This is a genomic window from Sphingomonas sp. FW306-1B-B10E, from assembly GCF_058782005.1.
On sequence record NZ_JBYSXG010000015.1, the window covers coordinates 45,535 to 71,738 of the forward strand.

Here is a 26,204-nt window from a genome sequence, read left to right on the forward strand (position 1 = left end):
AGGCAAGCGGCGCGACCCACAAGTTTAAGAAATGCAAAGCGTATTTTTAGCGACCGTGAAGCGCAGGCTAAGTGGAATATTCTTCCTTTCCGACACAGTAGTTAGGTGGGAATCCTATCATGACCGGCGTCTGGGTCTGCCGATTTACCTGTCATGGATCAGCCTTAAGGATGCAGAAGCGTCGAGCCCGTCGTCTCGCCTGCCTCCAGCAGCCGGTGCGCCTCGGCGGCATCCTCCAGCGCAAACCTCTGGCCGATCTCCGGACGCACCGATCCCGTGCCGAGCATATCGAACAAGCGTTGCGCTCCGGCCGCACGCTCTTCGGGGGTGACGTAATAATCGAACAGCTTCGGGCGCGTGACGAACAAGGAGCCGTGCGCATTGAGCGCCCCCAGTGCGACGCCCTCGACCGGTCCGCTGGCATTTCCATAGCTGACGATCAGCCCGCGCCGCCGGGCCGCCGCGAGCGACGCCGTCCAGGTCGCCGCGCCGACTCCGTCGAACACGACCGGCACGCCCTCCCCGCCCGTGATCTCGCGGACGCGCGCGGCGATGTCTTCCGAGCGCGAAAGCAGGACATGATCGGCTCCCGCCGCCCGTGCGGCCTCGGCCTTCGCTTCCCTGCCCACCGTCCCGATCACCTGCGCGCCGATCGCCTTGAGCCACTGGACGAGGATCTGCCCGACGCCCCCGGCAGCAGCGTGGAGCAGCACGGTCCAGCCGGGCTCGACCTTCGCGGCGCGCTCGACCATGAACTCCACGGTGAGCCCCTTGAGCAGCACCGCGGCGGCGGTCTCGTGATCGACCGCATCGGGAAGCTTGAACAGGCTGGACGCGGGCAGATTGCGCTCGGTCGCATAGGCGCCGATCGGCGGGCCGAAGGTTGCCACGCGGTCGCCCGGCGCGAAGTCGCTGACGCCCTCGCCCACCGCCTCGATCGTGCCCGAGGCTTCCTGGCCGAGTCCGCTGGGCAGCGGCACCGGATAGAGCCCCGAACGGTGATAAGTGTCGATGAAATTGAGCCCCACCGCGACGTTACGCATCCGCACTTCGCCCGGACCGGGCGGCGGCAGGTCGACATCGATCCAGTCGATTACTTCGGGACCGCCGGTCCGCTCGATCCTCGCCACGCGTGCCATACCGCCTCCGCTCAATGCACCGGCCACACCCATAGGATGAGCGGAGTACCTACGACTAGCACCAGCAGCGACAAGGGTGCGCCGAGCCGAGCATAGTCGCCGAAGCGGTACCCGCCCGGCCCCATCACCAGCGTGTTGCACTGGTGGCCGATCGGCGTGAGGAAATCGCAGCCGGCGCCTACCGCGGTCGCCATCAGGAACGCCTCGGGGCGATAGCCGAGCCCGCTCGCAAAGGTCGCCGCGATCGGCGCCATCACCAGCACCGTCGCGGCGTTGTTGAGGAACGGCGTCACTGCCATCGCCGCGGCGAGGATCAGCGCCACCGCACCCCAGGGGGGCAGGGTCGCGGCGAAATGCGACAGCCAGTCGCCGATCAATTCGGTGGTGCCGGTGGTGCGCAGCGTGTCGCTCACCGGGATCAATGCGCCGAGCATGATCAGGATCGGCCATTCGATATGGTCGTATGCCTCGCGCACCGGCAGCGCGCCGCTGAGGATCGTCAGTCCCGCCGCCGCGAAGAACGCCACGGCGACAGGGACATAGCCGGTCGCGGTCGCCAGCATCGCGACGCCCAGGATGGCGAGCGGCAGCAGCCCCTTGCGGACGCTGCCCAGCCGCAAGGTACGCTCGGCGAGCGGCAGACAGCCTAGCGCGCCCAATTGCTCGAACAGCAGTTCGAGCGGCCCCTGCAGCACGATGACGTCGCCGGCGCGCAGCTCGATATCGCCGAGCCGGGTCGCCAGCCGCTCGCCCTGGCGCGACACTGCGATGAGATTGACTCCGAAGCGTTCGTGCAGCCCGACGCGCCCGGCGGTGCGCCCGATCAGCGGACTGTCGGTGCCGATCACTGCTTCGAGCACGCCGATCTCGCGGCCCGATCCCTCGGGCTTGCCGCGATGCTGGCCTTCGAGCTCGAGCCCGTCGGCGGCGATGACGCGCTCGAGCGCATCAGGGGCGCCGGCGAGGATCAGCAGATCCTCCGGCTTCAGGGTGCTGTCGGGGAACGGGGTGCTGCGAATGCCGCCGCGCACGATCGCCGTGACGGTGACCTCATGATCGTGCCGCGCGCGGAACTCGGCGACGGTCTCGTCGATCGCGGGCGAGCCGGCGGGGATCTCGGCCTCGGTGACATAATCCTGGATGTCCATCGCCTCGCCCAGAGTGGGCGCGGCGCGGCGGTCGCGCGGGAGCAGCCGATAGGCGAAGCGCAGGAAGAGCAGCCCGATCAGGGTCAGCCCCAGACCGACCGGCGCATAGTCGAACATCCTGAAGGGTTCGCCGGTCATCTCCTCGCGCACGCGGCTGACGATGATGTTGGGCGAAGTGCCGATGAGGGTGATCAGGCCGCCGAGAAGTGAGGCGAACGACATCGGCATCAGAAACACTGCCGGCGAAGTGTTCGAGCGCTTGGCCATCTGGAACGCGACCGGCATCATCATCGCCAGCGCGCCGATATTCTTGACCAATGCCGAGGCGAAGCCGACGCTGGTGGAGAGCAGCAGCAATTGCGAGCGGATGCGCCGCACCCGGCGCTGGAGCACGAGCATCGCGCCTTCGATCACCCCCGAGCGCTGGACCGCGCCCGAGAGCACCAGCGCCGAGCCGACGATGATGACGATGTCGTCCGAAAAGCCGCTGAACGCATGCTTGGGATCGACGATGCCCACTGCCAGCGCTGCCAGCAGCGCCATGACGGCGACGAGATCGTAGCGAAAGCGGCCCCAGATGAAGAGGACCATCATGCCGGCGAGTACCGCGACCGACAAAATCTGGGGCAAAGTCATCGAGTTGGCCGACATCCAGGAGGGACAGCCTCAACCCGCGGGCGCGCCATAAGCTCCCGCGGCAAGCCGGCGCGGGATCCGCACCGGCCGCTATGCATTCTCGCGGTTAGTTCGCCTGCGCCTCGGCGCGTGCGGCGACAGCGGCGTTCTCGCGGACGGCCCGGCCGCGATCGGTGCGCTCCTGGCGCTCGGCCATTTGCGACCAGGCGTCGGCGGCGCGCTGATTGCGCTTGCGGACATTTTCGAGCGTCGCGGCATCCGCCTCGGCCTGCGCCCGGTCGGCATAGCCGCGATACGTACCTGCTAGATCAGTCATGGGTCTCTCCGAATGGGCAAAATCGGACAAAGCGGCGCCCGCAGGATGCAGGCGCCGCTTTGAACCTTATTGGGCCTGGAGGTTGACCGCCGCCATCTTGCCCTTCTTGTCGGGTTCGAGGTCGTAGGTGACGCGCTGGTTCTGGTTGAGCGTCTGGAGGCCGGCGCGCTCGACCGCGCTGATGTGGACGAATGCGTCCGGGCCGCCATTGTCGCTGGCGATGAAGCCATAGCCCTTGTCGGTGTTGAAGAACTTGACGGTGCCTTGCTGGCTCATGGAGGTATTCCTTCTGTCATCGGCACGCCCCGGTCGGGCGGGCCTCTTGCTGCGGAGGCTAGGAGAAGGAAGAAAGGAGCCGCAAAGCGCCCAAAGACCGTTCAAATGCGACTGTAGCGCGGCCAAGATGGCGCTCTACGCGGCAGAATACAAGGTCGGCGCCCGGCGGGGGCGCCGCCAGCGACTCAGTGGACGGTGCCCACGGCGCGGGGAATCGACAGCAGCAGCACCAGCCGCTCGATCTGGCGCCAGCGGCAGAAGTGGATGTGGTTGCCCAGGTCGCGGCTGCGATCGGCGCGCGCCGCCGCCTCGGAGCCTGCATCCTCGCCGAACGCCTTGATCAGTTCGGCGGCGTCGGCGACTTCGCGCGTATCGGCAAGATAGGGCAGATGTTCCATGGATACTCCGGCGGGGCGGCCACTGGGCCGACGCGCCGCCTTACCCACGGAAATCTAAAGCTTTCGCGGCTCAGCAAGGTGAAGCGCCGCTAACCATATGCCGAGCTTTGCCTCACCCCGGCGAAGGCCGGGGCCCAGTTGCCGCGGATTTGCGATGACGGGATGCCGCCGGGTTCATCGATACTGGGCCCCGGCCTTCGCCGGGGTGGGAAGTATCGGTCCGGGTGGAGATTGGCGGCAGTGGCGCAGCGCCGCGCGACCCGCTAAAGCCGAGGGCATGGCGCAAACTCCTTCCCGTACCCCGATGGCCGGCGGCTTCCTGCTTGCGATGAGCCTCGTCATCGGCACGGTGATCGGCGCGGGCCGCGGCCAGGCGTCGATCGGCTTCGTCGTGGGGCTCGGCGTCGGGCTGGCGCTGCTGCTCGCAGTGTGGCTGATCGACCGCTCCAGGGTCCGCTAGCAGCGCATGCACCGGATCTTCCGAGCGATCTGGAGCGCGATCCGCGGCACTGCGCGCTGCATCTACGAGACCTATCGCCGCGGCGGCACGATGTTCCGCGTGGCGCCCTTGATCGTCGCGATCGCGGTGCTCCCCGAATTCCTCCAGCACGTCGTCGAGATCCGCATCGGCATGTTCGAGAGCCGCGAGGCGGCGCATGCGCTGGCCGACAGCCCGCTGCGCTGGGGCTTCGGCTATGCCAAGCTCGCCGGCTTCGCGCTGACGATGCTGTTCACTGCGCGCTTCTGGGCGCTCGGCGAGTCGGTTCGGCGCGCCTTGCTGATCCCGCCGGGCGTGCTGCTGCGCACCGCCTTCGCCATTGCGCTGATGCTCGGTGCCGGCGCGGCGCTGGCCTGGCTCGGCGCCCAGCTCCCGCCGATACCTGGCGCGGCGGTGCTGGTAGTCAGCAACGTGCTCCAGTCAGGCCTGACCGTGTGGGTGGTCGCCGAACTGGTCGAGGACCGCTCGGTCTCGCTGCGCCAGGGGCTCACCACGCATCTGCCGACCGCAGCCTTGATGCTCCTATTATTCTTCGCGGCGATGCTGCCGAGCCAGGCGATCCACCTGCTCGACCACCGGCTGGCGCTCGGCAAGCCCGAAGCGCTGATCTGGCCGTTGATGGCATTTGACAGCCTGGTTGTCGGGCTGATGGCCGCGCTGGCCGGCTCGGGCATCTATGTCGCTTTCCGCGCCGGACCGACCTGGCGCGGCTGGACGCGTGTTCCTGGGGCCGAGCGCTAGCTGCGCTGGACCCGCGCCGCGCGCACCTTGCCCGCGGCATCATATTCGATCCGATAGGTCTCGAAGCTCGGCCCGGTCGCGCTGCGCCCGAGGAAATAGATATCCGCCCCCGGCCCGGTGGAATCGGGCTCGCCGAGCAAGGCGCGGACGCTCTCGCGCGCCGCGCCGACTGTGATACCAGCATCGTCGAGCTGCGCCACCATGCCGCCACGCCGGCTCTCGCCGTCATAATTGCCGCGCTCCGCCGCCCAGCCTGCCTTGTCGAAGCTCATCTGTCCCCCTCCGCACCCGGCCAGCGCGAGCGCCAATCCGAGCAGCATCCTCACGAACCGTTGGCGCTCGCATCGCCCTTGGGCGTGGCGATCACGCCGTTGGCGGGCGTCGGGTCCGCCATGCCGTGCTGCCCGCGCGCGACATCGTCGCTGGCGGCGAGATGCCCACTGCGGTCGACCACCATCAGCTCGCCATTGTCGAGCGCCTTCTGGACGAGATCGGCCAGTTCCTCGGGCGAGGCGTTGGGATTCTCCACCGCGATCCGGCGCCCGACTTCGTTGTTGTACAAGTCCATCGCCTCCCGCACTGCGCCATTGCCCGGCAGCCCTTCATGCGCCGTGGTGAACTGCTTCGTCCAGTTCTCGCCGAACTCGGCCGTCAGCCGGGCGTTCCAATACGCGTGGCGAAAGGCGTCGGTATGCCCGTCATTCTTTGGATAAGCGCGCGCGGCCAGCGCCTGTTCCTCGGGCGGCAGCGCGGCGATCTGGCGCTGCGCCTCGACCGGAATCGAACTCGGCGGCGGCACGCGCTTCTCGGACACCGAAAAGGCCTGGTCGGCGATGTTCTTGAACGTGTTGAGCCCGAGCAGCCCGCGATCACGGGTGAGGTTGTCGAGCAGCTTGCCCTCGGTCTGAGTGATCGTCCGCGTGCCGCCGAGCCCGCCCAAGGGAATCGCGCCGAACAGGCTCGGGCTCCAGTCGATCACCTTGTCGTCGGGTACCTGATAGTCGCGCTCGACCTGCTTGGGGTCGGGACTGCCGCCGGCCGGTGCAGGTCCGCGGGCATAGCTGGCATTTACCGAACCGCCGCCATCGATCGCGAGCATTTCAACTCTCCTACAAGATGCGATCCAATATCGAGCAAGTCTCCGCCAAGCACTATAACCGCTTCGACTAGACCAAAGCCCGCCCCAGCCAGGCCACGCGACCGATCACTTCGATCTCGTTGCCGCGCACCAGCTGCGTCGGCCAAGCGGGATTGTCGCTGATCACTTCCATGCCGCCGACCGCCGCGTGCAGTCGCTTGACCATCAGCACGCCGTCAAGCCGGATCACGAAGATCCCGCTCTTGCCACGCACCTCGCGGCGATCGCGGTCGACGAGGATCTCATCGCCGTCGGACAGGGTCGGCTCCATCGACTCGCCCTCGACGCGGATCATTGATGCCGCCGCGGGCCGCACGCCGAGCTCGCGCAGCAGCGCCTGCGACAGTGCGCCTGGCCGCCGCGCCGCCTCATCCTCGGCCAGCCGGCCCGGCCCGGCCGAGGCGCGCACGTCGAGCCGCGCGATCTCGGTCAGGCCTTCGGCCGCGCGGCCGCCCAGCCGCTCCTCGGGCACCCCGAAGAAGCGCGCCAGCAATGCGCGGTCGCGCTCCGCCAGCTCGCGCGGCGACCCGCGGCGAACATATTGCTGGAGATAGGCCGGGTTGCGCCCGATCACGCGCGACAGCTCGGCAAAGCTCGCGCCCTGCTCCGCCATCAGCGCTTCCAGCGCGGCTCGTTGCGCAGCCGGTTCCATAATTGCTCCATAGCCATAGGATTTTTCCTAGACAAGTAGGAAAACAAGAACAAAACAAGATCATAGTTCAGCGACTCGCGTAGGAGAAGGGCCATGTCGGTGCATCGCAAGATCGAGAAGTTCCTGCGGCGGACGGAGATGCCCGCCACCAAATTCGGCCGACTCGCGGTCAACGATCCGCGGCTGGTCTTCGACTTGCGCAACGGCCGCGAGCTGCGCCCGCCTACCGCCGCGCGGCTCGAGGCGTTCCTCGCCGCGCAGGAGGCGCAGTCATGAGCCGCGGTCCCGATGCGGCGACGCAACTCGAGCGCGCACTTGTCGCAGCAGCTGCGGCGGCAGGTTGCCCGATCGCCGTTGCCGCGAGCGACTGGACACGCTGGGCGAGCGCCACCTTCACCGGCGCGCGGCACATGTTGACGCTGACTGCGGGACCGAGCGCGATGCTCGACGCCTGGCTTGTCGGCTTATGCGACGCCGAGTTTGCGCTGCGCGGCTATCTGGTGGCAGATATCAATGTCACGCGCATGACCCGCGACGGGCCGACCGTGACGGTCGCCGTCGAAGCGCTGACCGTCGAGGAGCGTTGATCAGCCCCGCTGAGCGAGGTTGCGCAGCGTGACCAGCGTGTCCTCGATCCCGCGCGGCCGGGCGCGGCGTTCGACGCGGGGCGCAGGCACGGGCGAGACCGGCGTGCTCGCCTTGCGCACCATGCCGCGTTCGAGCCGTTCGAGCAAAGCGTGGACGGTGGCATCGGTTTCAGGACGCGTGATCGCCTCTTCGCGCGGAGCCGGTTCGGGTTCCGGATCGTCGACGACGAGCGACGGCATCGGCCGGACCGGCGGCGTGAGCTCGAAAGTCTCGAAGCGCTCGGTCTCCTCGAAGACCGGCGGCCGCTCAGCGCGGCGCTGCGAGTGCGGCACCACCGGCGCGGGGATCGGCACTTCGGGCACTGCGGCGGGATCGAAGGCCGAGAGCGGCTGATCCAAATCCTTTGGCAAAGGCTGCTCGATCGGTTCGATCGGCGCGAGCGCTTCGACTATGACGGGTTCGGGCTCAGGCATCGGCGCGACGCGCGGCCGCGGCTCGCCGAACGGCCTGCCGAGATCGCGCGTTGCGAGCAAGGGCGGACGCGGCGGGGCGTCCGGGTGCGCGTCGGCGCGACGGATGATTGGCGTGACGACGGTCCCCGCAGCGGAGGCCGTGCCTTCGCCGAGCGACACGGTGCGTTCGCCCAGCAGGGTGGCGAGCCCGAACCAGCCGAGCAGCCCGGCGGCGCCGCCCAATACCACGGCCAGCGCAGCATGCGCGGTAAAGCCCAGCGGCGGCTCGGCAGCCGGAAGCACCGCAGGCAGCCCGCTCGCCATCACCAGGCTCTCGAGCAGCGGCGTCGGCACCAGCAGCGCGCACAAGGCGACCGCGCCGCCGAGCCCGCCCGCGACGATGGGGGCAACCGGCAGGTTCATGCGTTCACCGAGGCGTGCGACCGCGAGTCCTTCATAAGAAGCGACCCTGTCAGATTCTGGTAAACAGATTGATAGCGCGCGACGTTGACCGCCCAATTGCGCTCCTCCTCGACGAATGCGCGTCCCCGCGCACGCCGCGCGTCCCATTGGTCGCGCGCGTCGAACAGCTGCGCCACCGACGCGGCGAGCGCCGCCGGATCGTCGGGCGCGAACAAGGTGCCGGTATCGCCATCGCGGATCAGCTCGCGGTGCCCGCCGACGTCCGACGCGGCGACGAGGCGCTGCTGTGCCATCGCCTCGAGCGGCTTGAGCGGCGTCACCAGATCGGTCAGCCGCATGTGCTTGCGCGGATAGACCAGCACGTCGATCACGCTGTAATAGCGCTCGACGTCCTCGTGCGGCACGCGACCGACGAAGCGGATCCGGTGCGCGACCGGCGAGGCCTCGGCCTGCGCGCGGAGCGCCGCTTCCATCGGGCCGCCACCGACCAGGACCAGATGCATGCCCGGCCGCGCCGCGACCAACGCGGGCATCGCCGCGATCAGCACGTCGAGGCCCTCATAATCGTAGAAGCTGCCAATGAAGCCGATCGTCTCGGCACCGTCGATCCCGAGTTCGGCCGCCAGCGCAGCGTCATGGGGCAACGGCTCGCCGAACAGCCCGAGATCGACGCCGTTCGGCGAGACGAAGATCTTGTCGGGATCGATCCCGCGCGCGACGAGATCGTTCTTGAGTCCGTCGCAAATCACCGCGACCGCATCCGCCTTGCGCACCGCGCGGGTCTCGAGCGCACGCGTGGCACGATATTTCAGGCTGCCCTCGCGCCCGGTGCCGTTGCCGACCGCGGCGTCCTCCCAGAACGCCCGGATCTCGTAGACCAAGGGCAGGCCGAGCTTGTCGGCGACGCGCTGCGCCGCCATCGCGTCGAGCACCGGCGAATGCGCGTGCAGCACATCGGGCCGCCACTGGCGTGCCACCGCCTCGATCCTCCGCGCCAACGCCGCGATCTCGCGCAGCTCGCCGATCACCGGTAGCCCAGCACTGACACGAGGGGTGCGATGGAAAGAGATGTCGTCGATCGTCTCCTCGTCGGCATCGAACGCACCGTGCCGGCACCCGGTCACCGCCGCGACTTGCCAGCCCCGCGCCATCTGCGCCTTGAGGATAGCGCGGGTCCGGAAAGTGTAGCCGCTGTGCAGCGGCAGCCCGTGATCGAGGATGTGGAGGATCCGCATGCACGCGCTCTGGCACGCGGGCGCTTAACATGCCGTCAACCGAGACGGCTCAGCCTGCGATGAACGCAGCCAGTTCCTCGGGCGCTCCGGTGGGGAAGGCCGATTTGAGGAAATCGAGGAACGCCGACACGCGCGCGCTGAGCAGGCGGCGCGACGGATAGAGCGTCCACAGGGCAATCTCGGGCGCGTCGACATCCCCCCAATGCGCGAGCCTGCCCGCCGTCAGATCGTGGCCGACCAGCGACACCGGCAGCCGCGCCGCGCCGACCCCCGCCAGAACCGCATCGCGGACCATGATCATCGACGACAGGCCGAGGATCGGCTCGACTGCGAAGCTCGCCGTTCCGTTCGCGGTACGGATCTTCCAATCCGCCGCCCGGTCGGCGGCGCCGCGCACGACCGCCGCGACCGCGGCGCCGTCCGCCGGTCTGACGAGCGCCGGACTCGCCACGACGACGAGTCGATCGCGCAGAAAGGCGCGGCCGACGAGATTCTCGTCGGGGTCTGGGTTGACCCGGATCACGAGGTCGTACCCCTCCTCGATCATGTCGACCGGTCGGTCCTCGGTCGTCACGTCGAGCCTGACCTCGGGAAAGCGCGTCGCGAAGCCGGCGGCGAGCTTGCCCATCGCAACCTGCGAGAACAGCAAGGGCGCGCTGATCCGCAACCGCCCGCGCGGCGTGCTGCCGCCCGAGGCAATCGCCGCCGCCGTCTCGTCGAGCTCGGTGAGCAACGCCCCTGTCCGCTGGTAGAGCGCTCGCCCCTCCTCGGTCAGCTTGAGCAAGCGCGCGCCGCGCTCGAACAGGCGGAGCGCCAGGCTCGCCTCGAGCTCGGCCACCCTGCGCGACAAGGTCGCCTTGGGCCGCCCCGAGGCACGCGCGGCGCGGCCGAAGCCGCCGTGCCGCGCGACGAGGTTGAAATCGGCGAGGGCGAGCAAATCCATACGTTCCACCTGTGAGACGATGCGTCCAGATTTAGCGTCTATTGGTTCGAATGTGGATCGCTAATTTCGGAGCTGCCAAACGGCTTCAACCAAGGAGTGATCCCAATGACCATCCTCATCACCGGCGCGACCGGCCGCATCGGCCGCCAAGTCGTCGACCAGCTCGTCACTCGCGGCGCCGATGTACGCGCACTCGTCCGTGACCCCGCGAAGGCGAATCTCCCGGCCAGCGTCAACTTGGTCCAGGGCGATCTGTTCGACGTCGACGCAGTGCGCACCGCGATGTCCGGCGTTTCGACCCTGTTCCTGCTCAACGCAGTGACGGCCGACGAATTCACCCAGGCGCTGATCACGCTCAACCTGGCGCGCGAGGCCGGGATCGACCGGATCGTCTATCTCTCGGTCATCCACAGCGACCTCTACGTCAACGTGCCGCACTTCGCGGTGAAGTATGCGGTTGAGCGCATGATCGAGCAGTCGGGCATGGGCGCCACCATCCTGCGCCCCGCCTATTTCATGCAGAACGATCTCTCGATCCTGGACGTGGTGACCGGCTACGGCGTCTATCCTATGCCGGTCGGCGGCAAGGGACTAGCGATGATCGACGCGCGCGACATCGGCGAGATCGCGGCGATCGAGCTTCTCCGCCGCGAGCAGGCCGATGCGCCGCTCCCTATAGACCGGATCACCCTCGTCGGCCCCGACACGCTGACCGGCACCGACATTGCTGCGACCTGGAGCGAAGTCCTCGGCCGGCAGATCGTCTATCCCGGCGACGACACCGCCGCGTTCGAACAGAATATGCGGCAATTCTCGCCCGACTGGATGGCATTCGACATGCGGCTGATGGCCGAGCGCTTCCAGAGCGACGGCATGGTCCCCGAAGCCGGCGCGGTCGAACGTCTCACCACACTGCTCGGCCGCCCACTGCGCTCCTATCGCGCCTTCGCCGCCGAGATCGCCGCCTGATTTCTCGAACTTGCTGACCTCAGAGGAGACAATCATGATCTATTCGACCGCAACCGTGCCGGTGAATCCGGAAGGCGAAACCCCGCTGACGCGCGCCCAGGCCTGGGCCGGGCTGGAGCGCAAGGCACGCGACGCGCGCCTGTTCCTCCCGCCGGGCCTGTGCACCCGCTGCGACGTCACCGAAGAGAGCCCGACGCATTTCGTCCGCGAGGCGACGATCGGCGGCGCCGACCTGCGCGAGATCATCACGCTGGAAGCGCAGTCCAAGGTGACGTTCTTCCAGGCCGCCGGCCCGCGCGAGGGCGCCATCATCAACGAGCTCTACGAGGATGCGACCGGCGCGCTGCACCTGCGCTTCTATTGCTATCTGGGCCTTCGCGGCAAGGAGCCCAACGGCCCCGAGGAGCAGGCGGAGCAGGCACAGTTCGACAGCGAACAGGGCTATAAGAGCGCACTACTGTCGACCCTGAAGCGCACTCGCGAGCTACTGGCGGAAGGCAAGCTCTGATCGAATGCGGAGCGGCAAAGCAGCCAGAGCCCCTGGCGCCTGTCTGTGCTCCTGCGAAAGCAAGAGCATGGACGGGAGCTCGCATTTCCGACTGTGCCCGCCGGGCGCTTGCAATGTTGGGTTTCGGCTGCTCTCTAATCGGCGCCTTGTCACACCTCCCGCTCTTTGACTTTGTCGGATATGATGCCCGCCCGGCCGGCGGCGCGCTAGGCGTTGAGTGCCGACTGCTCGTCACTCGTCTCGCACCGCGCACAGCCCGCAACTTTGACAACTTCGGATCACCGCCGCCGGCGCGCCGCTCGCTTGTGAACCCTTTGACAATCGCGTTGGGCGCGAGGAACTGAACGTCCGCTATTGGGTGGAGATCGGCCCGGCAACTTCAAGCATTGTCTGGCTTGAAAACAGCCATAGTTCACAGCCTCGCCATAGGTTTCCTTCCGAAATCAGGGGTTTGCAGATTCGAACGCCACTCGCGTCTCTTCGTAGTTGCTGTCTTTCCGCAGCAAGGTGTCGCCCACCGTATACGCGTCCTCTCGCAGCTTGATTGCTCTAGCGGTCCACAGCTCGATTTCTTCCGGCCGATTGGCTGCGGATAGCACAGTCAAGTCGATGGGCTCACAATATGGTTCAGGCCCCATACGCCTGTGATGGCCATTGTAATGAACGATTGTGAATGCCGCGTTCGGAAGAGGCAACTGCAACGCCCTCTCCAGCACTCTAGCGCGCTCTTCTTCATAGTATCGACGATTATCGTGGTTCTCGGCTGCCGCGTCTTTCGCGCAGGCGATTGTTTAATCCTGGCTTCTGTCTGATTTTAACAAGCGGTTGATCGCTGATCTCGACATTGCTCGCATCTCCATCTTCCGCTCGGCAGGGACGGTATCGCAACATGCGAGGCCTGCTTCCAGCATAATTCGCCACTTTATTGAGGCGTTCGCGGACAAACCGATCCCTGGAACGCACCCTAGTTTACGCCCCATCAACCGAACCCCGCTACATCGCTTCGACAAGGAGCGCCGCGGGCTAACATGATCGACAATCTATCGCTCGGGCTCTCGCATGGGCTGATGCTGCTCGCGGCGTTCATGCTGCTGCGCCGCCCCGACCTCGATCACGAGCCCGGCCCGAACGATCCGCCCACCAATCCGAAGAAGCGCCGCTGGGGCAAGCCCGGTGCGTGATCTCGCCTTCGTCGCCTTCCTGTTCCTGTTGCTCGGCACGGGCTTTCGCCGGCCGTTCCTGTTCGTGCTCGCTTACGCCTATATCGACATCGTCTCGCCGCAGCGGCTGACCTACCTCCTGCTCAATTCGGTGCCGATCTCGATGATGGCGGTGGCGCTCGCCGTCGCCGGCTGGCTCGCGTTCGACGACAAGCGCGACGTCCGCGTGGCCCCGCGCCAGTTCCTGATCGTGCTGCTGCTCGGCTATTGCCTCTACACCACGCTCCACGCCGATTTCCCGCTCGAGGCGCAGGGCAAATGGGAGTGGGTGTGGAAGACGCTGGCCTTCGCCGCCTTCCTGCCGCTGACCCTGCGCACCCGGCTGCGGATCGAATCGCTGCTGCTGTTCATGATCCTCTCGGCGTCGTCGATCATCATCGTCGGCGGGATCAAGACGCTCGGCTCGGGTGGCGGCTATGGCGAGCTCAACTTGATGGTCGCCAATAATTCGGGGCTCTATGAAGGCTCGACGATCTCGACCGTCGCGGTCGCGATCGTCCCGCTGATCCTGTGGTTCACCCGCCACGGCACGATCTTCGCACCCGATTGGAAAGTGAAGTGCTTCAGCTATGCGCTGATCTTCGCCTGCCTGCTGATCCCGGTCGGCACCTCGACGCGCACCGGCCTGCTCTGCATCGGGCTGCTTGCGCTGCTGATGATCCGCGATGCCCGGCGCAAGTTCGTCTATCTCGGCGCGCTCGGCTGCCTCGGCCTCGTCGTCGTGCCCTTCCTCCCCGCCTCGTTCACCGGGCGGATGGAGACGATCAAGACCTATCAGGCCGATTCCTCCGCCTCGACGCGCCTCGCCGTGTGGCAGTGGACGATGGACTATGCGACGACGCATCCGCTGGGCGGCGGCTTCGAGGCGTATCGCCAGAACCAGATCCGCTACGAAAAGGTCGCCGTCGAGCAGGAGGGCGGAGGCTCGGCCAAGGTCGACCGCAGCCTCGAAGTCGACAGGGCACGCGCCTATCACAGCGCCTATTTCGAGATGCTCGGCGAGCAGGGCTATCCCGGGCTGGCGATCTGGTTGCTGATCAACGTCTCCGGCCTGTTCCGCATGGAAGTGCTCCGCCGCCGCTATCGCAAGCCCGAGCCCGGCCAGGAATGGATCGCACCGCTCGCCTCGGCGCTGCAGAGCGCGCATTTCATCTATCTGCTCGGCGCGACCTTCATCGCGATCGCCTTCCAGCCCTTCGTCTACATGCTGATCGGCGCGCAGATCGGACTCGACACCTATTGCGGCCGCAAGCGCGCCGAAAGCGCCTGGCGGCCGCTGCGCAAATCGCGGGCGGCGCTGGCGTGAACTCCGAGTTGCGGGCGCTGACCTCGGTTCGCGGCATCGCGGCGTGGCTGGTGGTGCTGTTTCACATCCGTCTATCGATCGCCGGCCTGCCGCACGCGGCCGAGGCAGTGCTCGCCAAGGGATATCTGGCGGTCGACTTCTTCTTCCTGCTCTCGGGCTTCGTGATCTGGCTGAGCTGGTCCGAGCGCCTGCGCGACGGCGGCACCGCGGCGGCCGCGAAGTTCCTGCAGCGCCGTGTCGCGCGCATCTGGCCGCTGCACCTGGCCATGCTCGGCTTCGCGCTCGGCCTGGCGCTGCTGTTGCGCGTGACGGGACGCGAGGCGCCGCAATTCCCGCTTGCCGAGCTCCCGCTCCATTTCGCCTTGCTGCAGAATTGGGGCTTCACCCATGGGCTCACCTGGAACGATCCCGCCTGGTCGATCTCGTGCGAATTGGCCGCCTATCTGCTCTTCCCGTTGCTGGTCCTCGCGGTCGACTGGCGCCGCGTGCCGACCCCGGCGATCGTCGCGGCGATCGGCATGCTGCTGATGGCACTCCACACCGTCTTCATGCTCCACGGCGCCACTGGCCTCGGCCAGCAGATCCCGCGGCTCGGGCTGTTGCGCTGCGTGCTCGAATTCGCCTGCGGAACCGCGGTCGCCGCGCTGTGGCTGCGCTGGCGCGGCCAGTGGCGCGTACCGGCGCTCGCGGCGACAGGCATAGCGCTCGCCCTGACTGCCGTCGCGACGGCTGGCCCGGCACCCGAGACGCTCGCGATACCCGCCGCTTTCGCGGCACTGCTGCTCGCCCTGGCGCTCACCGCGGGCCGGCCGCGCAACCCGCTGGAGGTCCCCGCGCTCCATTATCTCGGCGAGATCAGCTACGCGACTTATCTCGGCCACTTCCTCTTATGGTTCGCGTTCAAGCTTGCGCTGCGCGGCGACCCGCATGCCATCGCCTGGCCGTTGATCGTCCTCTATCTGCTGCTCGTGCTCGCCAGTTCGGCGGCGCTCTACCATGCCGTAGAGCGCCCCGCGCAGCACTGGGTCAACGGCCTGTCGCTCAGGCGGCCGCGAGCACTTCCTTCGCCAGGCAGTCGATAATCGCGCGATTGAATGCGGGGATATCGTCGGGCTTGCGGCTAGTGATCAGCTTGCCGTCAACCACCACGGCCTCGTCGAGCACGCTCGCCCCCGCATTGGCGAGGTCGGTGCGCACCGACGGCCAGCTGGTCGCGCGCTTGCCGTCGACGACATCGGCCTCGATCAGCAGCCACGGCGCGTGGCAGATCGCCGCGACGAGCTTGTCGGCGCTGACGAACTCGCGAACGATCTCCACTGCGCGCTTGTCCGTCCGCAACTTGTCGGGATTGGCGACCCCGCCGGGCAGCACCAGCGCGTCATAGTCCGCGCTGTCGACGTCGGTGATCAGCGCGTCAGGCGTGATGCTCTCGCCCTTCTCGCCACCTTTCTCGCCAGTGATCGGATCGCGCTCGAGCGACGCCAGCGTCACCTGCGCGCCGGCATCGATCAGCGCCTGGCGCGGTTCGAACAGTTCGGATTGCTCGAAGCCATCGGTGGCAAGCATCAGCACGCGCGCCTGGGACAAGTCGGCCATGACAGAGTTCCTATTCTTCTCGGGGGGTTGCGGGCCAAACTTCTGCACCCCGGCGCAGGTTCCGGAACGAAGCGACCAGCCGCGCATTCAGTGCGACAAGCGAGGAGGCCCGATGACGCTCGACGCCATCGTCTATGTCGATGACCAGGAACCGGGAATAACGCGGCGCAAGGTTCGCCACGGCTGGGGCTATTGGGACCCGGACGGCGCGCGGATCACCGATCGTGAGGAAATCGACCGGCTGAACAGGATCGGCCTGCCCCCGGCCTATACCAATGCCTGGTTCTGCCCCGATCCGAACGGCCATATCCAGGCGGTCGGCTGGGACGACAAAGGCCGCAAGCAATACCGCTATCACACCGGCTTTCGCGAGGCGCAGGAGGCGGCGAAATACGATCGCTGCGCCGGCTTCGGACACAAGCTGCCCAAGTTGCGCGAGCGAGTCGAAGCCGATCTCAAGCTGCGCGGCCTGTGCAAGCAGAAGGCCGTCGCCGCAGTGGTTCGCCTGCTCGATCTCGGCACGATTCGCGTCGGCAACGAAGCCTATGCGCAGGAGAATAAGAGTTTCGGTGCCACCACGCTGCGCAAGCGCCACGTCAAGGTGAAGGGCCAGACGCTCAAGCTCCAGTTCCGCGCCAAATCAGGCAAGCTGCGCGTGATGACGATCACCGATCGGACGCTCAGCAGCTTCGTCAAGCGCTGCCAGGATCTGCCCGGCCAGAACCTGTTCCGCTGGATCGACGAGGCGGGCGAGGCGCACCCGGTCACCTCGACCGACGTCAACGCCTATCTCCGCGAGGCGATGGCCGACGACTTCACCGCCAAGAATTTTCGCACCTGGGGCGCGAGCGTGATCGCCTTCCGCGCTCTGGCTGCGGCGAAATCCTATCTCGGCATCAAGAACATGCTCGAGCCGGTGACCGAGGCGCTCGGCAACACGCCATCGATCGCGCGCAAATCCTATGTCCACCCGCGGCTGATCGATCTCGCCAAGGACAAGGGCGCACAGGCCGAGTTTCGCGAACACTTGCGGCTGCCGCGCGCCACTCGCTACCTCAATCGTTACGAACGCGGCCTGATCCTCTTCCTCGAGGAAGGCGCCGCGCCGCAAGCCAAGGCAGCCTGACGATCCCCATGACCAACACCACCGCCCCCACCAAGCCGCTAATCCCAGCGGGTCCGGACCTGCAGGCGCAGGCCGGCAGGCTGTTTCACGATTCGCTGGTATGGATCGAGACCCACTGGCTCAACATCGCCATCGCCGCAGGCGTGGCCGCCGTGATCATCGTGGTCCTCCATGCCGTGCGCGCCTGGGCGATGCGGCTTTGCCAGCGCGGCTCGGGCGTCGCGAACTGGTATTCGGTCGTCGGCCGGGCGCTATCGAAGACCGGCAACTTCTTCATCATCATGGTCGCGCTGCGGCTGGTGTCGGGTTACGCCAACCCGCCGGTAATGGTGGCGACCACGATCGGCTTCCTGTTCACCATTGCATCCGTGTTCCAGGTCGCGATCTGGGTGCGCGAGTTGATCTTCGGTGCCATCGAGCACCGCACCACGTCCGAAAGCTATAATGGCGAAGGACTGGCGAGCGCGATCGGGATCATCCGCCTGCTCGTGTCGATTGTACTGTTCGCGATCGCGACGGTGATGGTGCTCAGCAACGTCGGGGTGAACGTTACCGGCCTCGTCGCCGGCCTCGGCATCGGCGGCATCGCGATCGGTCTCGCCGCGCAGGGCATCTTCGGCGACCTCATCGCGGCGCTGTCGATCATCTTCGACCGCCCCTTCCGCGTCGGTCAGCATATCAAATATGATAGCACCGACGGCACGATCGAGGAGATCGGGCTCAAGTCGACCCGGTTGCGCTCGGTGACCGGCGAGCTGCGGATCATCTCCAACCGGCAGCTGCTCGACAAGGAGATCCAGAATCTCAGCGACCGCCGCCTGATCCGGTTCAACTGGATGCTCGGCGTCGCCTATGAGACCGATCCCGACACGCTCGACCGGCTGCCGCAGATCCTGGTCGAGATCGCCGAGCAATGCGGCGCCAAGGCGACGCGCAACGGCTTCGCCAATTTCGGCGCCTCGACGCTCGACTATGAATATATGGTCGAGCTTGAAGGCAGTGACTGGACGACGGCGCACAAGGTCCGCGACAAGATCGCGACGACGATCCTGCGCCGCTTCGCCCAGGAAGGCATCAACCTGCCCTATCCGGCACAGACCAGCTTCACCGCGGCGCCGGACGGGAGGATCATCATGCCCTATCCCGACGTCCAGCCGGTCATGCGCGTCGACAAGGGTCCCGACGAAGCCTGACGCGGCCGAAGAATCACGTCCGGCAGCAGGTTTCGAACATCGGGTCCGGTCTTTACGCCATCGGCATTGGCGCTACGCGAGAGCATGACGCTACGTCCGTCGGCATTTTCAAATTCGCGGTCGGCTGAGGCTTGCGAGAGTCCCCTTTGGTTCCCTAGATGGGGGCTGCGCCACCCGGAAGGTGGCCGGGAGGATAGCCGCGTGTCGACCGGATCGATCACCGTTCAGCAGATGGCCGAGCGCGTCGGAACCGAGCGCGTGTCCGAATGGGTCGAAGTGACCCAGGCGATGATCGACCAGTTCGCCGAGGCGACCGGCGACCATCAGTTCATCCATGTCGACCCCGAGCGCGCTGCGCAGACCCCGTTCGGCGGGACGATCGCGCATGGCTTCCTGTCGCTCTCGCTCATGCCGATGCTCGCCGCGAAGACCGACGCACCGCAGATCGAGGGTGCGAAGATGGGCGTCAATTATGGCGGCAACAAAGTCCGCTTCCTGACGCCCGTCCGCTCGGGCAAGCGCGTGCGCGGCCGCTTCAAGCTGCTGAAAATCGTCGAGCGCAAGCCCGGTGTCTGGGAGCAGGTCCAGGAATATACGCTCGAGATCGAGGGCGAGGACAAGCCGGCGCTGATCGCCGAGTGGATCGCTTTGCTCTACGTTTGAAATCAACAAGCCCCGCCAGGGGTAAGGGCTAAGGAAGAAGGAAAACCCATGTCTCGCTCCGCCGTCATCGTCTCCACCGCCCGCACGCCGATCGGCCGCGCCTATCGCGGCGCGTTCAATGCGCTCCCCGCTCCCACGCTCGGCAGCCACTCGATCAAGGCTGCGGTCGAGCGCGCCGGGATCGATCCCGCCGAGGTCCAGGATGTGATCTTCGGCGCCGCGCTTCAGCAGGGCAGCCAGGCCGGCAACATCGCGCGCACCGCATTGCTCCGCGCCGGCCTGCCCGTCACCGTCGCCGGCATGTCGGTCGATCGTCAATGCGCCTCGGGGCTGATGGCGATCGCCACCGCCGCCAAGGAGATCATCACCGACAATATGGACATCGCGATCGGCGGCGGGGTCGAATCGATCAGCCTCGTCCAGACCCCAGCGATGCGCGTCGAGCCCGACCGCGAACTGCTTGGCATGCACGGCGACATCTACATGCCGATGCTCCAGACCGCCGAAGTCGTGGCCGCGCGCTACGGCATCGGGCGTGACCGGTGCGACGAATATGCCCTGCAGTCGCAGCAGCGCACTGCCGCCGCGCAGGCCGCGGGCAAGTTCGACGACGAAATCGTGCCCGTCACCGCGACGATGAACGTGGTCAACAAGGAGACCAAGGAAGTCTCGCAGAAGGAAGTCACGCTCTCCAAGGACGAAGGCAACCGCGCCGACACCACGCTGGAAGGCCTCAAGGGCCTCAACCCGGTGCTCCCCAACGGCACCGTGACCGCGGGCAACGCCAGCCAGCTTTCGGACGGCAGCTCGGCCAGTGTACTGATGGAGGAATCGCTCGCCTCGAAGCGCGGCCTGACCCCGCTCGGCCGCTATGTCGGCATGGCAGTGGCAGGCACCAAGCCCGACGAGATGGGCATCGGCCCGGTCTATGCGATCCCCAAGCTGCTCGAGCGCTTCAATCTCAAGATGGACGATATCGGCCTTTGGGAGCTCAACGAGGCGTTCGCAGTGCAGGTCCTCTATTGCCAGGACAAGCTCGGCATTCCGGGCGAACTGCTCAACGTCAATGGCGGCGCGATCTCGATCGGCCATCCTTATGGCATGAGCGGCGCGCGGATGACCGGCCATGCGCTCATCGAAGGCAAGCGCCGCGGCGCGAAATATGTCGTCGTGACGATGTGCATCGGCGGCGGCATGGGCGCGGCCGGACTGTTCGAAGTGCTGTGAGGCGTGATTGAAATTTTAGACGGACAATGGTATTTATTCGATCGGCGATGACATAGCGCCTTTCTGGAGCCCCGGTTGTGCCAGCAGCCGGGGCTCAATCGTGTGGGGCTCGGGTACCAGCCCGAGCCCCGCCCGGCACCTTACGCGCCACTTCTATGACCTTCACGACCGAAGTCGCGAAGGCAAAAAGCGCACCGAGAAACAGGCAGAGATCGGCGAAAGACATAGTTTCACCTTTCTATGCTGGCGGCACGATCGCCGCCGCGACTTGGTTCGCACTTCGTACAGGCTGGCGCAACGCAGGACAGCGCGGGCACTTTGTTGTTGTTTCCGTAACATGTGTTAGCGATATCAGCGTCGAGCCCTCGCCGAAGGGGGCCGCAAGGAGGGGCCGCAAATGGCTGGAGACGTGGCGCTGGTGGCCGATATCGGCCGCCAATCGGTTCGGTTCGGGCTGACCGGCGGAGATGCCGGGCTGGTACCGCGCGACGTTCGCAAGTTCATGACTGCCGAGCACCCCACCTTCACCAGCGCGCTGGTCGCCTATTTGAGCGGCGTCGGGCTGCAGGAGGCGCGGTTGCCGAGTGTGCTCGCCATCGCCGGCGCAGTGCGCGGCGACCTGATCAACCTTACCGGCAGCCGCTGGTACATCTCGCTGTCGGGCGTCGAGGCGGTGTTGCGCGTCCGCCCCCAGGCGCTCAACGAATGCGCCGCGAACGCGCTAGCGCTGACCACGCTCCCGCTGACCGGCTTCACTGCGCTCCAGGGTCCGCCGCCCAAACTAGTCGAAGCCGGCGGCAATTACGTCGTGATCGGCACCGGCACGGGCCTGGGCGTCGCCGCCTTGGTCAGCGCCGGGGGCAAGCTCAGCGCGCTGCAGACCGAGGCCGGGCACATGTCGTTCGCGGCGAGCACCGCCGACGAACGCACCTTCGCGCAATATTGTACGTCGAAGGGGATCACCTTCGACATCGAGACCCTGCTCAGCGCGCCCGGGCTGCTGCTTGCCTATGAGGCGCTGTCGGGCGGCAAGAAGCTCGACAAGCCCGAGGACGTCACGCGGGGCGTCGGCCGCGACCCGGTATGTACCGCGGTGGTGCGGATGTTCGTCGAGCATCTCGGCAGCTTCGCCGGCGACCTCGCTTTGGCCTATGGCGCGTGGGACGGCGTCTACCTCACCGGCGCGATCGCGCGCGCGCTTCAGCCGCAATTGATGGAACCCGGGCTGCGGCGGCGCATGGAGGGCAAGGCCGCCTTCCGCCGCCAGCTTTCCGAGGTGCCGATCGCATTGGTCAACCGGACCGACCTCGAACTGCTCGGCGCCGCCGCCGCGCTGGGGAACGCCTGAAGCGTCGCGCCGTTACTCTCCCGAACACACATTGGGAGCGCTTGCCATGGCTGACACCGCCGAACTCAAGAAGGATCTCTGGAAAAAGCTTGCGGACAGCCCGTTCGTGATGATCGGGCTGATGGACAGCCCCGAGCACAGCATCCCGCTTACCGCGCAACTCGACGAGGATCAGGTCGACACCCTGTTCTTCTTCGTCGGCAAGGACAATCGCCTCGCCCCCGGCGGCCACACGATGGCGCAGTTCGTCTCCAAAGGGCACGACTATTTCGCCTGCCTCCACGGCGTCGCCAAGATCGACAATGATTTCGCGATGATCGACAAGCTTTGGAACAGCCATGTCGAGGCATGGTTTCCGGGCGGCAAGGACGATCCCAACCTCGCCTTGCTCCGCTTCGACATCGACAGCGCCGAGCTATGGGAAACCGACATGTCGGTATCGGGCAAGCTCAAGATGCTGTTCGGCGGCAAGATCAAAAGTGGCGAGGAAGGCAGCCATGCCGTGGTCGGCACTACGGCGGAATCCTGATCCCACCTCATCCTGGCGGCATAGGCTGGGATGACGATAAGGGTTGCATAGTGGTGCGCGTAGCGCGATCCCCATCGCATGGGGCCATCGCTCGCGCACCGCATCCGCACCGAAGCGCACGCCGTCTGGCTGGCGGTGCGCGATCCGCGCACGCCGCTTTATGCCAAATTGTTCGGGCTTCTGGTCGCCGCCTACGCACTGTCGCCGATCGACCTCATTCCCGATTTCATTCCCTTTTTCGGGCTGCTCGACGACGTCATCCTGATCCCGATCGGCGTCTGGCTGTTCGAGAAGATGATCGCACCCGATCAGTTCGCCGAGCACCGCGCCAAGGCCGAGATCGCCACGCGCCGCCCGGTCAGCTGGGGCGGCGTATTGATCGTCGTTGCAATCTGGGGGCTACTAGCACTGCTCACCTGGAGCATGCTGGTCACGGCGTACGATTAGGTAACGGCTTGGCGCATTTCTGGTCGTCCCGGCCTTGTGCCGGGATCCACGTCGCCGCGACGGAAGCTGGAGGTGAAGGCTTTCACCAAGCCGCCTAATAGACCCCGGCACAAGGCCGGGGTGACGGCTTGTGGGCTATTTCAGCCGCTGTGCGCGGCGATCCACTGCTCGAGCACCGGCGCGATCCACGTCCGCCACTTCGAGCCGTTGAAGATGCCGTAATGCCCGACTTCGGGCGCCATGTGGTACTGCTTCAGCGCCTCTGGCAGCTTGTCGGCGATGGTCAGCGCCGCCTTGGTCTGGCCCAGTCCCGAAATATCGTCGCGCTCGCCCTCGATCGCGAGGATCGCCACGTCGGTGATCGCCGACGGATCGACCCGGCGACCGCGGTGCAGCATCTCGCCCTTGGGCAAGGAATGGTTCTGGAACACCACGTCGATCGTCTGAAGATAGAATTCGGCGGTCATGTCGCAGACGCTGCGATATTCCTCGTAGAATCGCATCGTGGCATCGGATGCCTCGCCGTCGCCCTGGACGAGATGTTTGAACATCTCCCAATGGCTGACCATGTGGCTGCCGAGGTTCATCGTCATGAAACCGGCGAGCTGGAGGAAGCCCGGATAGACCTTCCGCCCGGCGCCCGGATAGGTGACCGGGATCGTCGCGATCACGTTCTGCTGGAACCAGGCGTGCGGCCGCTCGGTCGCCAGCGTGTTGACCGCGGTCGGCGCCTCGCGCGTGTCGATCGGGCCGCCCATCATCGTCAGCGTCCGAGGGCGGTTGGGATGCTGGTCGGCGCTCATCAGCGCCGCCGTCGCAAAGGCCGGGACCGAGGGCTGACACACCGCCAGCACGTGCGGCCGCGGATCGCCTTCCGCGCCGATATGCGCGAGGAACTCGGTCAGATAATCGATATAGTCGTCGAGATCAAAGCGGCCGTCGGCGAGCGGCACCAGCTTGGCGTCGCGCCAATCGGTGATGTAGACGTCGGCGACCGGCAGCATCCGCTCGACCGTGCCGCGCAGCAGCGTCGCGTAATGGCCCGACATCGGCGCGACGATCAGCAGCTTGGGCCCGCCTTCGACACCTTGGCGCACGAAGCGCTTGAGCTGGCCGAACGGCTTCCGGAGCACGATCTCTTCATGGACCTCGACCTGGCGGCCATCGATCGTCGTAAAGTCGAGCCCGAAATGCGGCTTGCCCCGAGGCGCCGACGCATGCGCGAACACTTCGAGCGCCGAGGCGAGCACCGGGCCGCCTCCGAAATAAGCGAAGGGGTTGGCCGGATTGTTGAGCAGCCCGGCGGAGAAATTGGCCCAGGCACTGGCTCCGGCGAGGAGCGAGCGCTGAATCTCGTAAGCGTCGTAGAGCATGCAATTCCTTCCACCGTCCACCCGCCGGAACGGTGGCGACTTGTCTTATCAATATAGAGCGCCGTGTTGCGGTGCAACGTTGTCATACCAAATGTTCCAAATATGGGACGAGTTCCCATCTCCCGCTTCCTGGGAAGCTGGATCGGGCTCGCGGGCGGGCGAGTGGGAAGGTGGGCGGAGGATCTGGCTGCCCACCCTTCCCACTCCCGATGAGAGAGGGAATCCGGTTCCCCTTCCCTCGCATTCACGCTAGTCCGCGCGGCATGGCCGAACCCGTTCCTGCGCCCGCTCCCCAGTCCCGGCGCAAGCTCAGCAACTTGCTCGTCATCTGGAGCTTCACGCGGCGCTATCCGCTCCAGCTCGCGATCGCGACATTCGCGCTGGTCGCCTCTTCGGTTGCGACGCTGTGGATCCCGCGCACCTTCAAGCAGATCGTCGACAACGGCTTCGCCAAGGGCGCCGATACCAGCAAGATCGGCATCTATTTCCAGGGGCTGCTGCTCGTCGTCCTCGCGCTCGCGGTGGCGACCGCGGTGCGCTTCTTTTTCGTTTCCTGGGTGGGCGAGCGTACCGTCGCCGACATGCGCATGGCCGTGCATCGCAATTTGCTGCGCCTGCCGCCCAAATGGTTCGAGGAAAACCGCCCCTCGGAGATCGCCTCGCGGCTCACCTCGGATACCGCGATCGTCGAGATGGTCGTCGGCAACACCGTGTCGACCGCGCTGCGCAACCTGCTCACCGGCGCGGGCGGGATCATCTATCTGTTCACCCTCGCCCCCAAGATCGCGGCGTATCTGATCGTCGGCATTCCGGTGATCGTGCTGCCGATCGTCTGGCTGGGCGGGCGGGTGCGCAACCTGTCGCGCTCGAGCCAGGACCGCATCGCGGATATCGGCGCGATCGCCTCCGAGACGCTGGGCGCGATGCGCATCGTCCAGGCGTTCGGCCAGGAGAATCGCGAGGCCGAGCGGTTCGAGGGTGCAGTATCGCGCAGCTTCGCCGCGGCACAGCGCCGCTTCGGCCTCCGCGCGGTGATGACCGCGGCGGTGATCGGCCTGCTGTTCACTGCAATCACGCTGATCATGTGGGATGCAGTTTATGGCGTCGCCGAGGGGCGCATCTCGGGCGGGTCGATCACCGCGTTCGTGATCACCGCGGGGCTGGTGACCGGCTCATTCGGCGCGCTCACCGAAGTCTATGGCGAGCTACTCCGCGGCTCGGGTGCGGCCAGCCGCCTCGCCGAGCTGTTGCGCGAACAGCCCGACATCGCCGCGCCGGCCAATCCGCTGCCGCTGCCGCTTCCGCCGCAAGGCGCCGTCGCGTTCGACCAGGTCACCTTCCGCTACCCAACACGCCCCGAAGTCTCGGCGCTGACCGGCTTCACGCTCGACATCCGCCCCGGCGAGACCGTCGCGGTGGTCGGCCCATCGGGCGCGGGCAAATCGACCTTGTTCCAACTGCTCCAGCGTTTCTACGACCCCGAGAGCGGCCAGGTCCGCGTCGACGGCGTCGACATCCGCCAGGCCGACCCCGCCGCGGTTCGCGGCCGGATGGCGATCGTCCCCCAGGAGACGGTGATCTTCGGCGCCTCGGCGCGGGACAATCTGCGCTACGGCGCGTGGGACGCCGGTGACGAGGCGATCTGGGCCGCGGCTGCCGCCGCCAATGCCGCCGATTTCCTGCGCGAGCTGCCCCAGGGGCTCGACACCTTTCTCGGCGAGGGCGGCGCACGGCTGTCGGGCGGCCAGCGCCAGCGCATCGCGATCGCGCGCGCATTGCTCCGCGACGCACCGATCCTGCTGCTCGACGAGGCCACCTCGGCACTCGACGCCGAGAGCGAGCGCCTCGTCCAGGACGCGCTCGAGCGGCTGATGGCCAACCGCACGACATTGGTCATCGCCCACCGCCTCGCCACGGTGCGCGCTGCCGACCGGATCATCGTCATGGACGAAGGCCGGATCGTCGAGACCGGCAGTCATGCCGAACTGGTCGGCGCCGGCGGGCTCTATGCGCGGCTCGCGGCGCTACAATTCAACGAGGCCGGCTGACCGCCCATTCCTCTTTTCCGAATAAAGGGTATGATGACACGCGAAGCGTGACGCGGCAGTCGCCGGT

General features: G+C 66.5%; 30 protein-coding genes. 17 read left to right on the forward strand and 13 right to left on the reverse strand.

All coding sequences use genetic code 11. The features are described from left to right. Positions 1-164: 164 nt before the first annotated feature. The 5 genes from AC3WJI_RS08055 to AC3WJI_RS08075 form a co-directional block, all read right to left on the reverse strand. Positions 165-1,139 (reverse strand): quinone oxidoreductase family protein, encoded by a 975-nt coding sequence (locus AC3WJI_RS08055; RefSeq protein WP_492756742.1) that lies wholly within the window; start codon positions 1,137-1,139, stop codon positions 165-167. 11 nt (positions 1,140-1,150) lie between these two features. Next, complete coding sequence (locus AC3WJI_RS08060; protein ID WP_492756743.1) at positions 1,151-2,923, reverse strand: SLC13 family permease; 1,773 nt, start codon at positions 2,921-2,923, stop codon at positions 1,151-1,153. Between the two features lie 106 nt (positions 2,924-3,029). Beyond that, entirely contained in the window at positions 3,030-3,239 is a 210-nt protein-coding gene (locus tag AC3WJI_RS08065; protein ID WP_492756744.1) for a hypothetical protein, read from the reverse strand. Positions 3,240-3,305: 66 nt separating this feature from the next. After that, positions 3,306-3,515, reverse strand: a complete 210-nt coding sequence (locus AC3WJI_RS08070; protein ID WP_492756745.1) for a cold-shock protein — start codon at positions 3,513-3,515, stop codon at positions 3,306-3,308. Between the two features lie 185 nt (positions 3,516-3,700). After that, positions 3,701-3,913, reverse strand: coding sequence for a hypothetical protein (locus AC3WJI_RS08075; protein ID WP_492756746.1), 213 nt, complete (start codon positions 3,911-3,913; stop codon positions 3,701-3,703). A 277-nt stretch (positions 3,914-4,190) separates the two neighbouring features. Here AC3WJI_RS08075 and AC3WJI_RS08080 point away from each other — a divergent pair, with 277 nt between their 5' ends. Together AC3WJI_RS08080 and AC3WJI_RS08085 are read left to right on the forward strand one after the other, a co-directional pair. Then, complete coding sequence (locus AC3WJI_RS08080) at positions 4,191-4,373, forward strand: hypothetical protein (protein ID WP_492756747.1); 183 nt, start codon at positions 4,191-4,193, stop codon at positions 4,371-4,373. 6 nt (positions 4,374-4,379) lie between these two features. Further along, the gene (locus AC3WJI_RS08085) at positions 4,380-5,153 is read left to right on the forward strand and encodes a hypothetical protein (protein WP_492756748.1); all 774 of its coding nucleotides are present in this window, start codon (positions 4,380-4,382) and stop codon (positions 5,151-5,153) included. Here AC3WJI_RS08085 and AC3WJI_RS08090 read toward each other — a convergent pair. From AC3WJI_RS08090 to AC3WJI_RS08100, 3 genes are all read right to left on the reverse strand, one after another. Beyond that, positions 5,150-5,479, reverse strand: a complete 330-nt coding sequence (locus AC3WJI_RS08090) for a hypothetical protein (protein ID WP_492756749.1) — start codon at positions 5,477-5,479, stop codon at positions 5,150-5,152. The genes AC3WJI_RS08085 and AC3WJI_RS08090 overlap by 4 nt on opposite strands. Further along, entirely contained in the window at positions 5,476-6,252 is a 777-nt protein-coding gene (locus AC3WJI_RS08095) for a DUF6973 domain-containing protein (RefSeq protein WP_492756750.1), read from the reverse strand. Before AC3WJI_RS08095 ends, AC3WJI_RS08090 begins: the two co-directional genes overlap by 4 nt. 67 nt (positions 6,253-6,319) lie before the next feature. Next, entirely contained in the window at positions 6,320-6,943 is a 624-nt protein-coding gene (locus AC3WJI_RS08100) for a S24 family peptidase (protein WP_492756751.1), read from the reverse strand. A gap of 93 nt (positions 6,944-7,036) precedes the next feature. Here AC3WJI_RS08100 and AC3WJI_RS08105 point away from each other — a divergent pair, with 93 nt between their 5' ends. Both AC3WJI_RS08105 and AC3WJI_RS08110 read left to right on the forward strand, forming a co-directional pair. Further along, entirely contained in the window at positions 7,037-7,219 is a 183-nt protein-coding gene (locus AC3WJI_RS08105; RefSeq protein ID WP_492756752.1) for a hypothetical protein, read from the forward strand. Beyond that, the gene (locus tag AC3WJI_RS08110; protein WP_492756753.1) at positions 7,216-7,530 is read left to right on the forward strand and encodes a hypothetical protein; all 315 of its coding nucleotides are present in this window, start codon (positions 7,216-7,218) and stop codon (positions 7,528-7,530) included. Before AC3WJI_RS08105 ends, AC3WJI_RS08110 begins: the two co-directional genes overlap by 4 nt. Here AC3WJI_RS08110 and AC3WJI_RS08115 read toward each other — a convergent pair whose 3' ends face one another. The 3 genes from AC3WJI_RS08115 to AC3WJI_RS08125 are packed head-to-tail and all read right to left on the reverse strand — an operon-like array spanning position 7,531 to position 10,584. Next, positions 7,531-8,406: a hypothetical protein gene (locus AC3WJI_RS08115; protein WP_492756754.1), complete on the reverse strand. Its 876-nt coding sequence runs from the start codon at positions 8,404-8,406 to the stop codon at positions 7,531-7,533. Beyond that, positions 8,403-9,641: a TIGR04063 family PEP-CTERM/XrtA system glycosyltransferase gene (locus tag AC3WJI_RS08120; protein ID WP_492756755.1), complete on the reverse strand. Its 1,239-nt coding sequence runs from the start codon at positions 9,639-9,641 to the stop codon at positions 8,403-8,405. The genes AC3WJI_RS08115 and AC3WJI_RS08120 overlap by 4 nt, the downstream gene beginning before the upstream one ends. A gap of 49 nt (positions 9,642-9,690) precedes the next feature. After that, the gene (locus AC3WJI_RS08125; protein WP_492756756.1) at positions 9,691-10,584 is read right to left on the reverse strand and encodes a LysR family transcriptional regulator; all 894 of its coding nucleotides are present in this window, start codon (positions 10,582-10,584) and stop codon (positions 9,691-9,693) included. Positions 10,585-10,689: 105 nt separating this feature from the next. Between AC3WJI_RS08125 and AC3WJI_RS08130 the strand changes: the two genes are divergently transcribed. From AC3WJI_RS08130 to AC3WJI_RS08150, 5 genes are all read left to right on the forward strand, one after another. Beyond that, positions 10,690-11,553 (forward strand): SDR family oxidoreductase, encoded by an 864-nt coding sequence (locus AC3WJI_RS08130; RefSeq protein ID WP_492756757.1) that lies wholly within the window; start codon positions 10,690-10,692, stop codon positions 11,551-11,553. Between the two features lie 34 nt (positions 11,554-11,587). Further along, positions 11,588-12,061, forward strand: a complete 474-nt coding sequence (locus AC3WJI_RS08135) for an SRPBCC family protein (RefSeq protein WP_492756758.1) — start codon at positions 11,588-11,590, stop codon at positions 12,059-12,061. A 1,028-nt stretch (positions 12,062-13,089) separates the two neighbouring features. Continuing rightward, a complete protein-coding gene (locus AC3WJI_RS08140) occupies positions 13,090-13,242 on the forward strand; it encodes a hypothetical protein (protein WP_492756759.1) in 153 nt (50 codons plus the stop codon). After that, a complete protein-coding gene (locus AC3WJI_RS08145; protein WP_492756760.1) occupies positions 13,235-14,587 on the forward strand; it encodes a putative O-glycosylation ligase, exosortase A system-associated in 1,353 nt (450 codons plus the stop codon). Before AC3WJI_RS08140 ends, AC3WJI_RS08145 begins: the two co-directional genes overlap by 8 nt. Next, complete coding sequence (locus tag AC3WJI_RS08150) at positions 14,584-15,669, forward strand: acyltransferase family protein (RefSeq protein WP_492756761.1); 1,086 nt, start codon at positions 14,584-14,586, stop codon at positions 15,667-15,669. The genes AC3WJI_RS08145 and AC3WJI_RS08150 overlap by 4 nt, the downstream gene beginning before the upstream one ends. Here AC3WJI_RS08150 and AC3WJI_RS08155 read toward each other — a convergent pair. Beyond that, positions 15,629-16,183: a type 1 glutamine amidotransferase domain-containing protein gene (locus AC3WJI_RS08155; protein ID WP_492756762.1), complete on the reverse strand. Its 555-nt coding sequence runs from the start codon at positions 16,181-16,183 to the stop codon at positions 15,629-15,631. The genes AC3WJI_RS08150 and AC3WJI_RS08155 overlap by 41 nt on opposite strands. Before the next feature lie 112 nt (positions 16,184-16,295). Here AC3WJI_RS08155 and AC3WJI_RS08160 point away from each other — a divergent pair, with 112 nt between their 5' ends. The 7 genes from AC3WJI_RS08160 (at position 16,296) to AC3WJI_RS08190 (ending at position 22,716) form a co-directional block, all read left to right on the forward strand. Further along, on the forward strand, positions 16,296-17,309 hold the full coding sequence (locus AC3WJI_RS08160; protein ID WP_492756763.1) for a DNA topoisomerase IB: 1,014 nt from the start codon (positions 16,296-16,298) through the stop codon (positions 17,307-17,309). A gap of 8 nt (positions 17,310-17,317) precedes the next feature. Further along, positions 17,318-18,502, forward strand: coding sequence for a mechanosensitive ion channel family protein (locus AC3WJI_RS08165; protein WP_492756764.1), 1,185 nt, complete (start codon positions 17,318-17,320; stop codon positions 18,500-18,502). A gap of 231 nt (positions 18,503-18,733) precedes the next feature. Next, complete coding sequence (locus AC3WJI_RS08170) at positions 18,734-19,165, forward strand: MaoC family dehydratase (RefSeq protein ID WP_492756788.1); 432 nt, start codon at positions 18,734-18,736, stop codon at positions 19,163-19,165. A gap of 48 nt (positions 19,166-19,213) precedes the next feature. After that, on the forward strand, positions 19,214-20,392 hold the full coding sequence (locus AC3WJI_RS08175) for an acetyl-CoA C-acyltransferase (protein WP_492756765.1): 1,179 nt from the start codon (positions 19,214-19,216) through the stop codon (positions 20,390-20,392). A 397-nt stretch (positions 20,393-20,789) separates the two neighbouring features. After that, positions 20,790-21,740 (forward strand): glucokinase, encoded by a 951-nt coding sequence (locus AC3WJI_RS08180; protein ID WP_492756766.1) that lies wholly within the window; start codon positions 20,790-20,792, stop codon positions 21,738-21,740. Between the two features lie 46 nt (positions 21,741-21,786). Further along, positions 21,787-22,269, forward strand: coding sequence for a pyridoxamine 5'-phosphate oxidase family protein (locus AC3WJI_RS08185; RefSeq protein WP_492756767.1), 483 nt, complete (start codon positions 21,787-21,789; stop codon positions 22,267-22,269). 78 nt (positions 22,270-22,347) lie between these two features. Beyond that, positions 22,348-22,716 carry a YkvA family protein gene (locus tag AC3WJI_RS08190; protein ID WP_492756768.1) on the forward strand — a complete coding sequence of 123 codons (369 nt, stop codon included), beginning with the start codon at positions 22,348-22,350 and terminating at the stop codon, positions 22,714-22,716. A 140-nt stretch (positions 22,717-22,856) separates the two neighbouring features. Here AC3WJI_RS08190 and AC3WJI_RS08195 read toward each other — a convergent pair whose 3' ends face one another. Next, positions 22,857-24,089 (reverse strand): polyhydroxyalkanoate depolymerase, encoded by a 1,233-nt coding sequence (locus AC3WJI_RS08195; RefSeq protein WP_492756769.1) that lies wholly within the window; start codon positions 24,087-24,089, stop codon positions 22,857-22,859. 263 nt (positions 24,090-24,352) lie between these two features. Here AC3WJI_RS08195 and AC3WJI_RS08200 point away from each other — a divergent pair, with 263 nt between their 5' ends. Beyond that, a complete protein-coding gene (locus tag AC3WJI_RS08200; RefSeq protein ID WP_492756770.1) occupies positions 24,353-26,137 on the forward strand; it encodes an ABC transporter transmembrane domain-containing protein in 1,785 nt (594 codons plus the stop codon). The last annotated feature ends 67 nt before the right edge of the window (positions 26,138-26,204 follow it).

Bases quoted from the DNA above. Each gene is read 5' to 3' on its own strand.
- AC3WJI_RS08055 (WP_492756742.1), bottom strand. From the start codon at position 1,139: ATGGCACGCGTGGCGAGGATCGAGCGGACCGGCGGTCCCGAAGTAATC.
- AC3WJI_RS08060 (WP_492756743.1), bottom strand. From the start codon at position 2,923: ATGACTTTGCCCCAGATTTTGTCGGTCGCGGTACTCGCCGGCATGATG.
- AC3WJI_RS08065 (WP_492756744.1), bottom strand. From the start codon at position 3,239: ATGACTGATCTAGCAGGTACGTATCGCGGCTATGCCGACCGGGCGCAG.
- AC3WJI_RS08070 (WP_492756745.1), bottom strand. From the start codon at position 3,515: ATGAGCCAGCAAGGCACCGTCAAGTTCTTCAACACCGACAAGGGCTAT.
- AC3WJI_RS08075 (WP_492756746.1), bottom strand. From the start codon at position 3,913: ATGGAACATCTGCCCTATCTTGCCGATACGCGCGAAGTCGCCGACGCC.
- AC3WJI_RS08080 (WP_492756747.1), top strand. From the start codon at position 4,191: ATGGCGCAAACTCCTTCCCGTACCCCGATGGCCGGCGGCTTCCTGCTT.
- AC3WJI_RS08085 (WP_492756748.1), top strand. From the start codon at position 4,380: ATGCACCGGATCTTCCGAGCGATCTGGAGCGCGATCCGCGGCACTGCG.
- AC3WJI_RS08095 (WP_492756750.1), bottom strand. From the start codon at position 6,252: ATGCTCGCGATCGATGGCGGCGGTTCGGTAAATGCCAGCTATGCCCGC.
- AC3WJI_RS08100 (WP_492756751.1), bottom strand. From the start codon at position 6,943: ATGGAACCGGCTGCGCAACGAGCCGCGCTGGAAGCGCTGATGGCGGAG.
- AC3WJI_RS08105 (WP_492756752.1), top strand. From the start codon at position 7,037: ATGTCGGTGCATCGCAAGATCGAGAAGTTCCTGCGGCGGACGGAGATG.
- AC3WJI_RS08110 (WP_492756753.1), top strand. From the start codon at position 7,216: ATGAGCCGCGGTCCCGATGCGGCGACGCAACTCGAGCGCGCACTTGTC.
- AC3WJI_RS08115 (WP_492756754.1), bottom strand. From the start codon at position 8,406: ATGAACCTGCCGGTTGCCCCCATCGTCGCGGGCGGGCTCGGCGGCGCG.
- AC3WJI_RS08120 (WP_492756755.1), bottom strand. From the start codon at position 9,641: ATGCGGATCCTCCACATCCTCGATCACGGGCTGCCGCTGCACAGCGGC.
- AC3WJI_RS08125 (WP_492756756.1), bottom strand. From the start codon at position 10,584: ATGGATTTGCTCGCCCTCGCCGATTTCAACCTCGTCGCGCGGCACGGC.
- AC3WJI_RS08130 (WP_492756757.1), top strand. From the start codon at position 10,690: ATGACCATCCTCATCACCGGCGCGACCGGCCGCATCGGCCGCCAAGTC.
- AC3WJI_RS08135 (WP_492756758.1), top strand. From the start codon at position 11,588: ATGATCTATTCGACCGCAACCGTGCCGGTGAATCCGGAAGGCGAAACC.
- AC3WJI_RS08140 (WP_492756759.1), top strand. From the start codon at position 13,090: ATGATCGACAATCTATCGCTCGGGCTCTCGCATGGGCTGATGCTGCTC.
- AC3WJI_RS08155 (WP_492756762.1), bottom strand. From the start codon at position 16,183: ATGGCCGACTTGTCCCAGGCGCGCGTGCTGATGCTTGCCACCGATGGC.
- AC3WJI_RS08160 (WP_492756763.1), top strand. From the start codon at position 16,296: ATGACGCTCGACGCCATCGTCTATGTCGATGACCAGGAACCGGGAATA.
- AC3WJI_RS08165 (WP_492756764.1), top strand. From the start codon at position 17,318: ATGACCAACACCACCGCCCCCACCAAGCCGCTAATCCCAGCGGGTCCG.
- AC3WJI_RS08170 (WP_492756788.1), top strand. From the start codon at position 18,734: ATGGCCGAGCGCGTCGGAACCGAGCGCGTGTCCGAATGGGTCGAAGTG.
- AC3WJI_RS08175 (WP_492756765.1), top strand. From the start codon at position 19,214: ATGTCTCGCTCCGCCGTCATCGTCTCCACCGCCCGCACGCCGATCGGC.
- AC3WJI_RS08180 (WP_492756766.1), top strand. From the start codon at position 20,790: ATGGCTGGAGACGTGGCGCTGGTGGCCGATATCGGCCGCCAATCGGTT.
- AC3WJI_RS08185 (WP_492756767.1), top strand. From the start codon at position 21,787: ATGGCTGACACCGCCGAACTCAAGAAGGATCTCTGGAAAAAGCTTGCG.
- AC3WJI_RS08190 (WP_492756768.1), top strand. From the start codon at position 22,348: ATGGGGCCATCGCTCGCGCACCGCATCCGCACCGAAGCGCACGCCGTC.
- AC3WJI_RS08195 (WP_492756769.1), bottom strand. From the start codon at position 24,089: ATGCTCTACGACGCTTACGAGATTCAGCGCTCGCTCCTCGCCGGAGCC.
- AC3WJI_RS08200 (WP_492756770.1), top strand. From the start codon at position 24,353: ATGGCCGAACCCGTTCCTGCGCCCGCTCCCCAGTCCCGGCGCAAGCTC.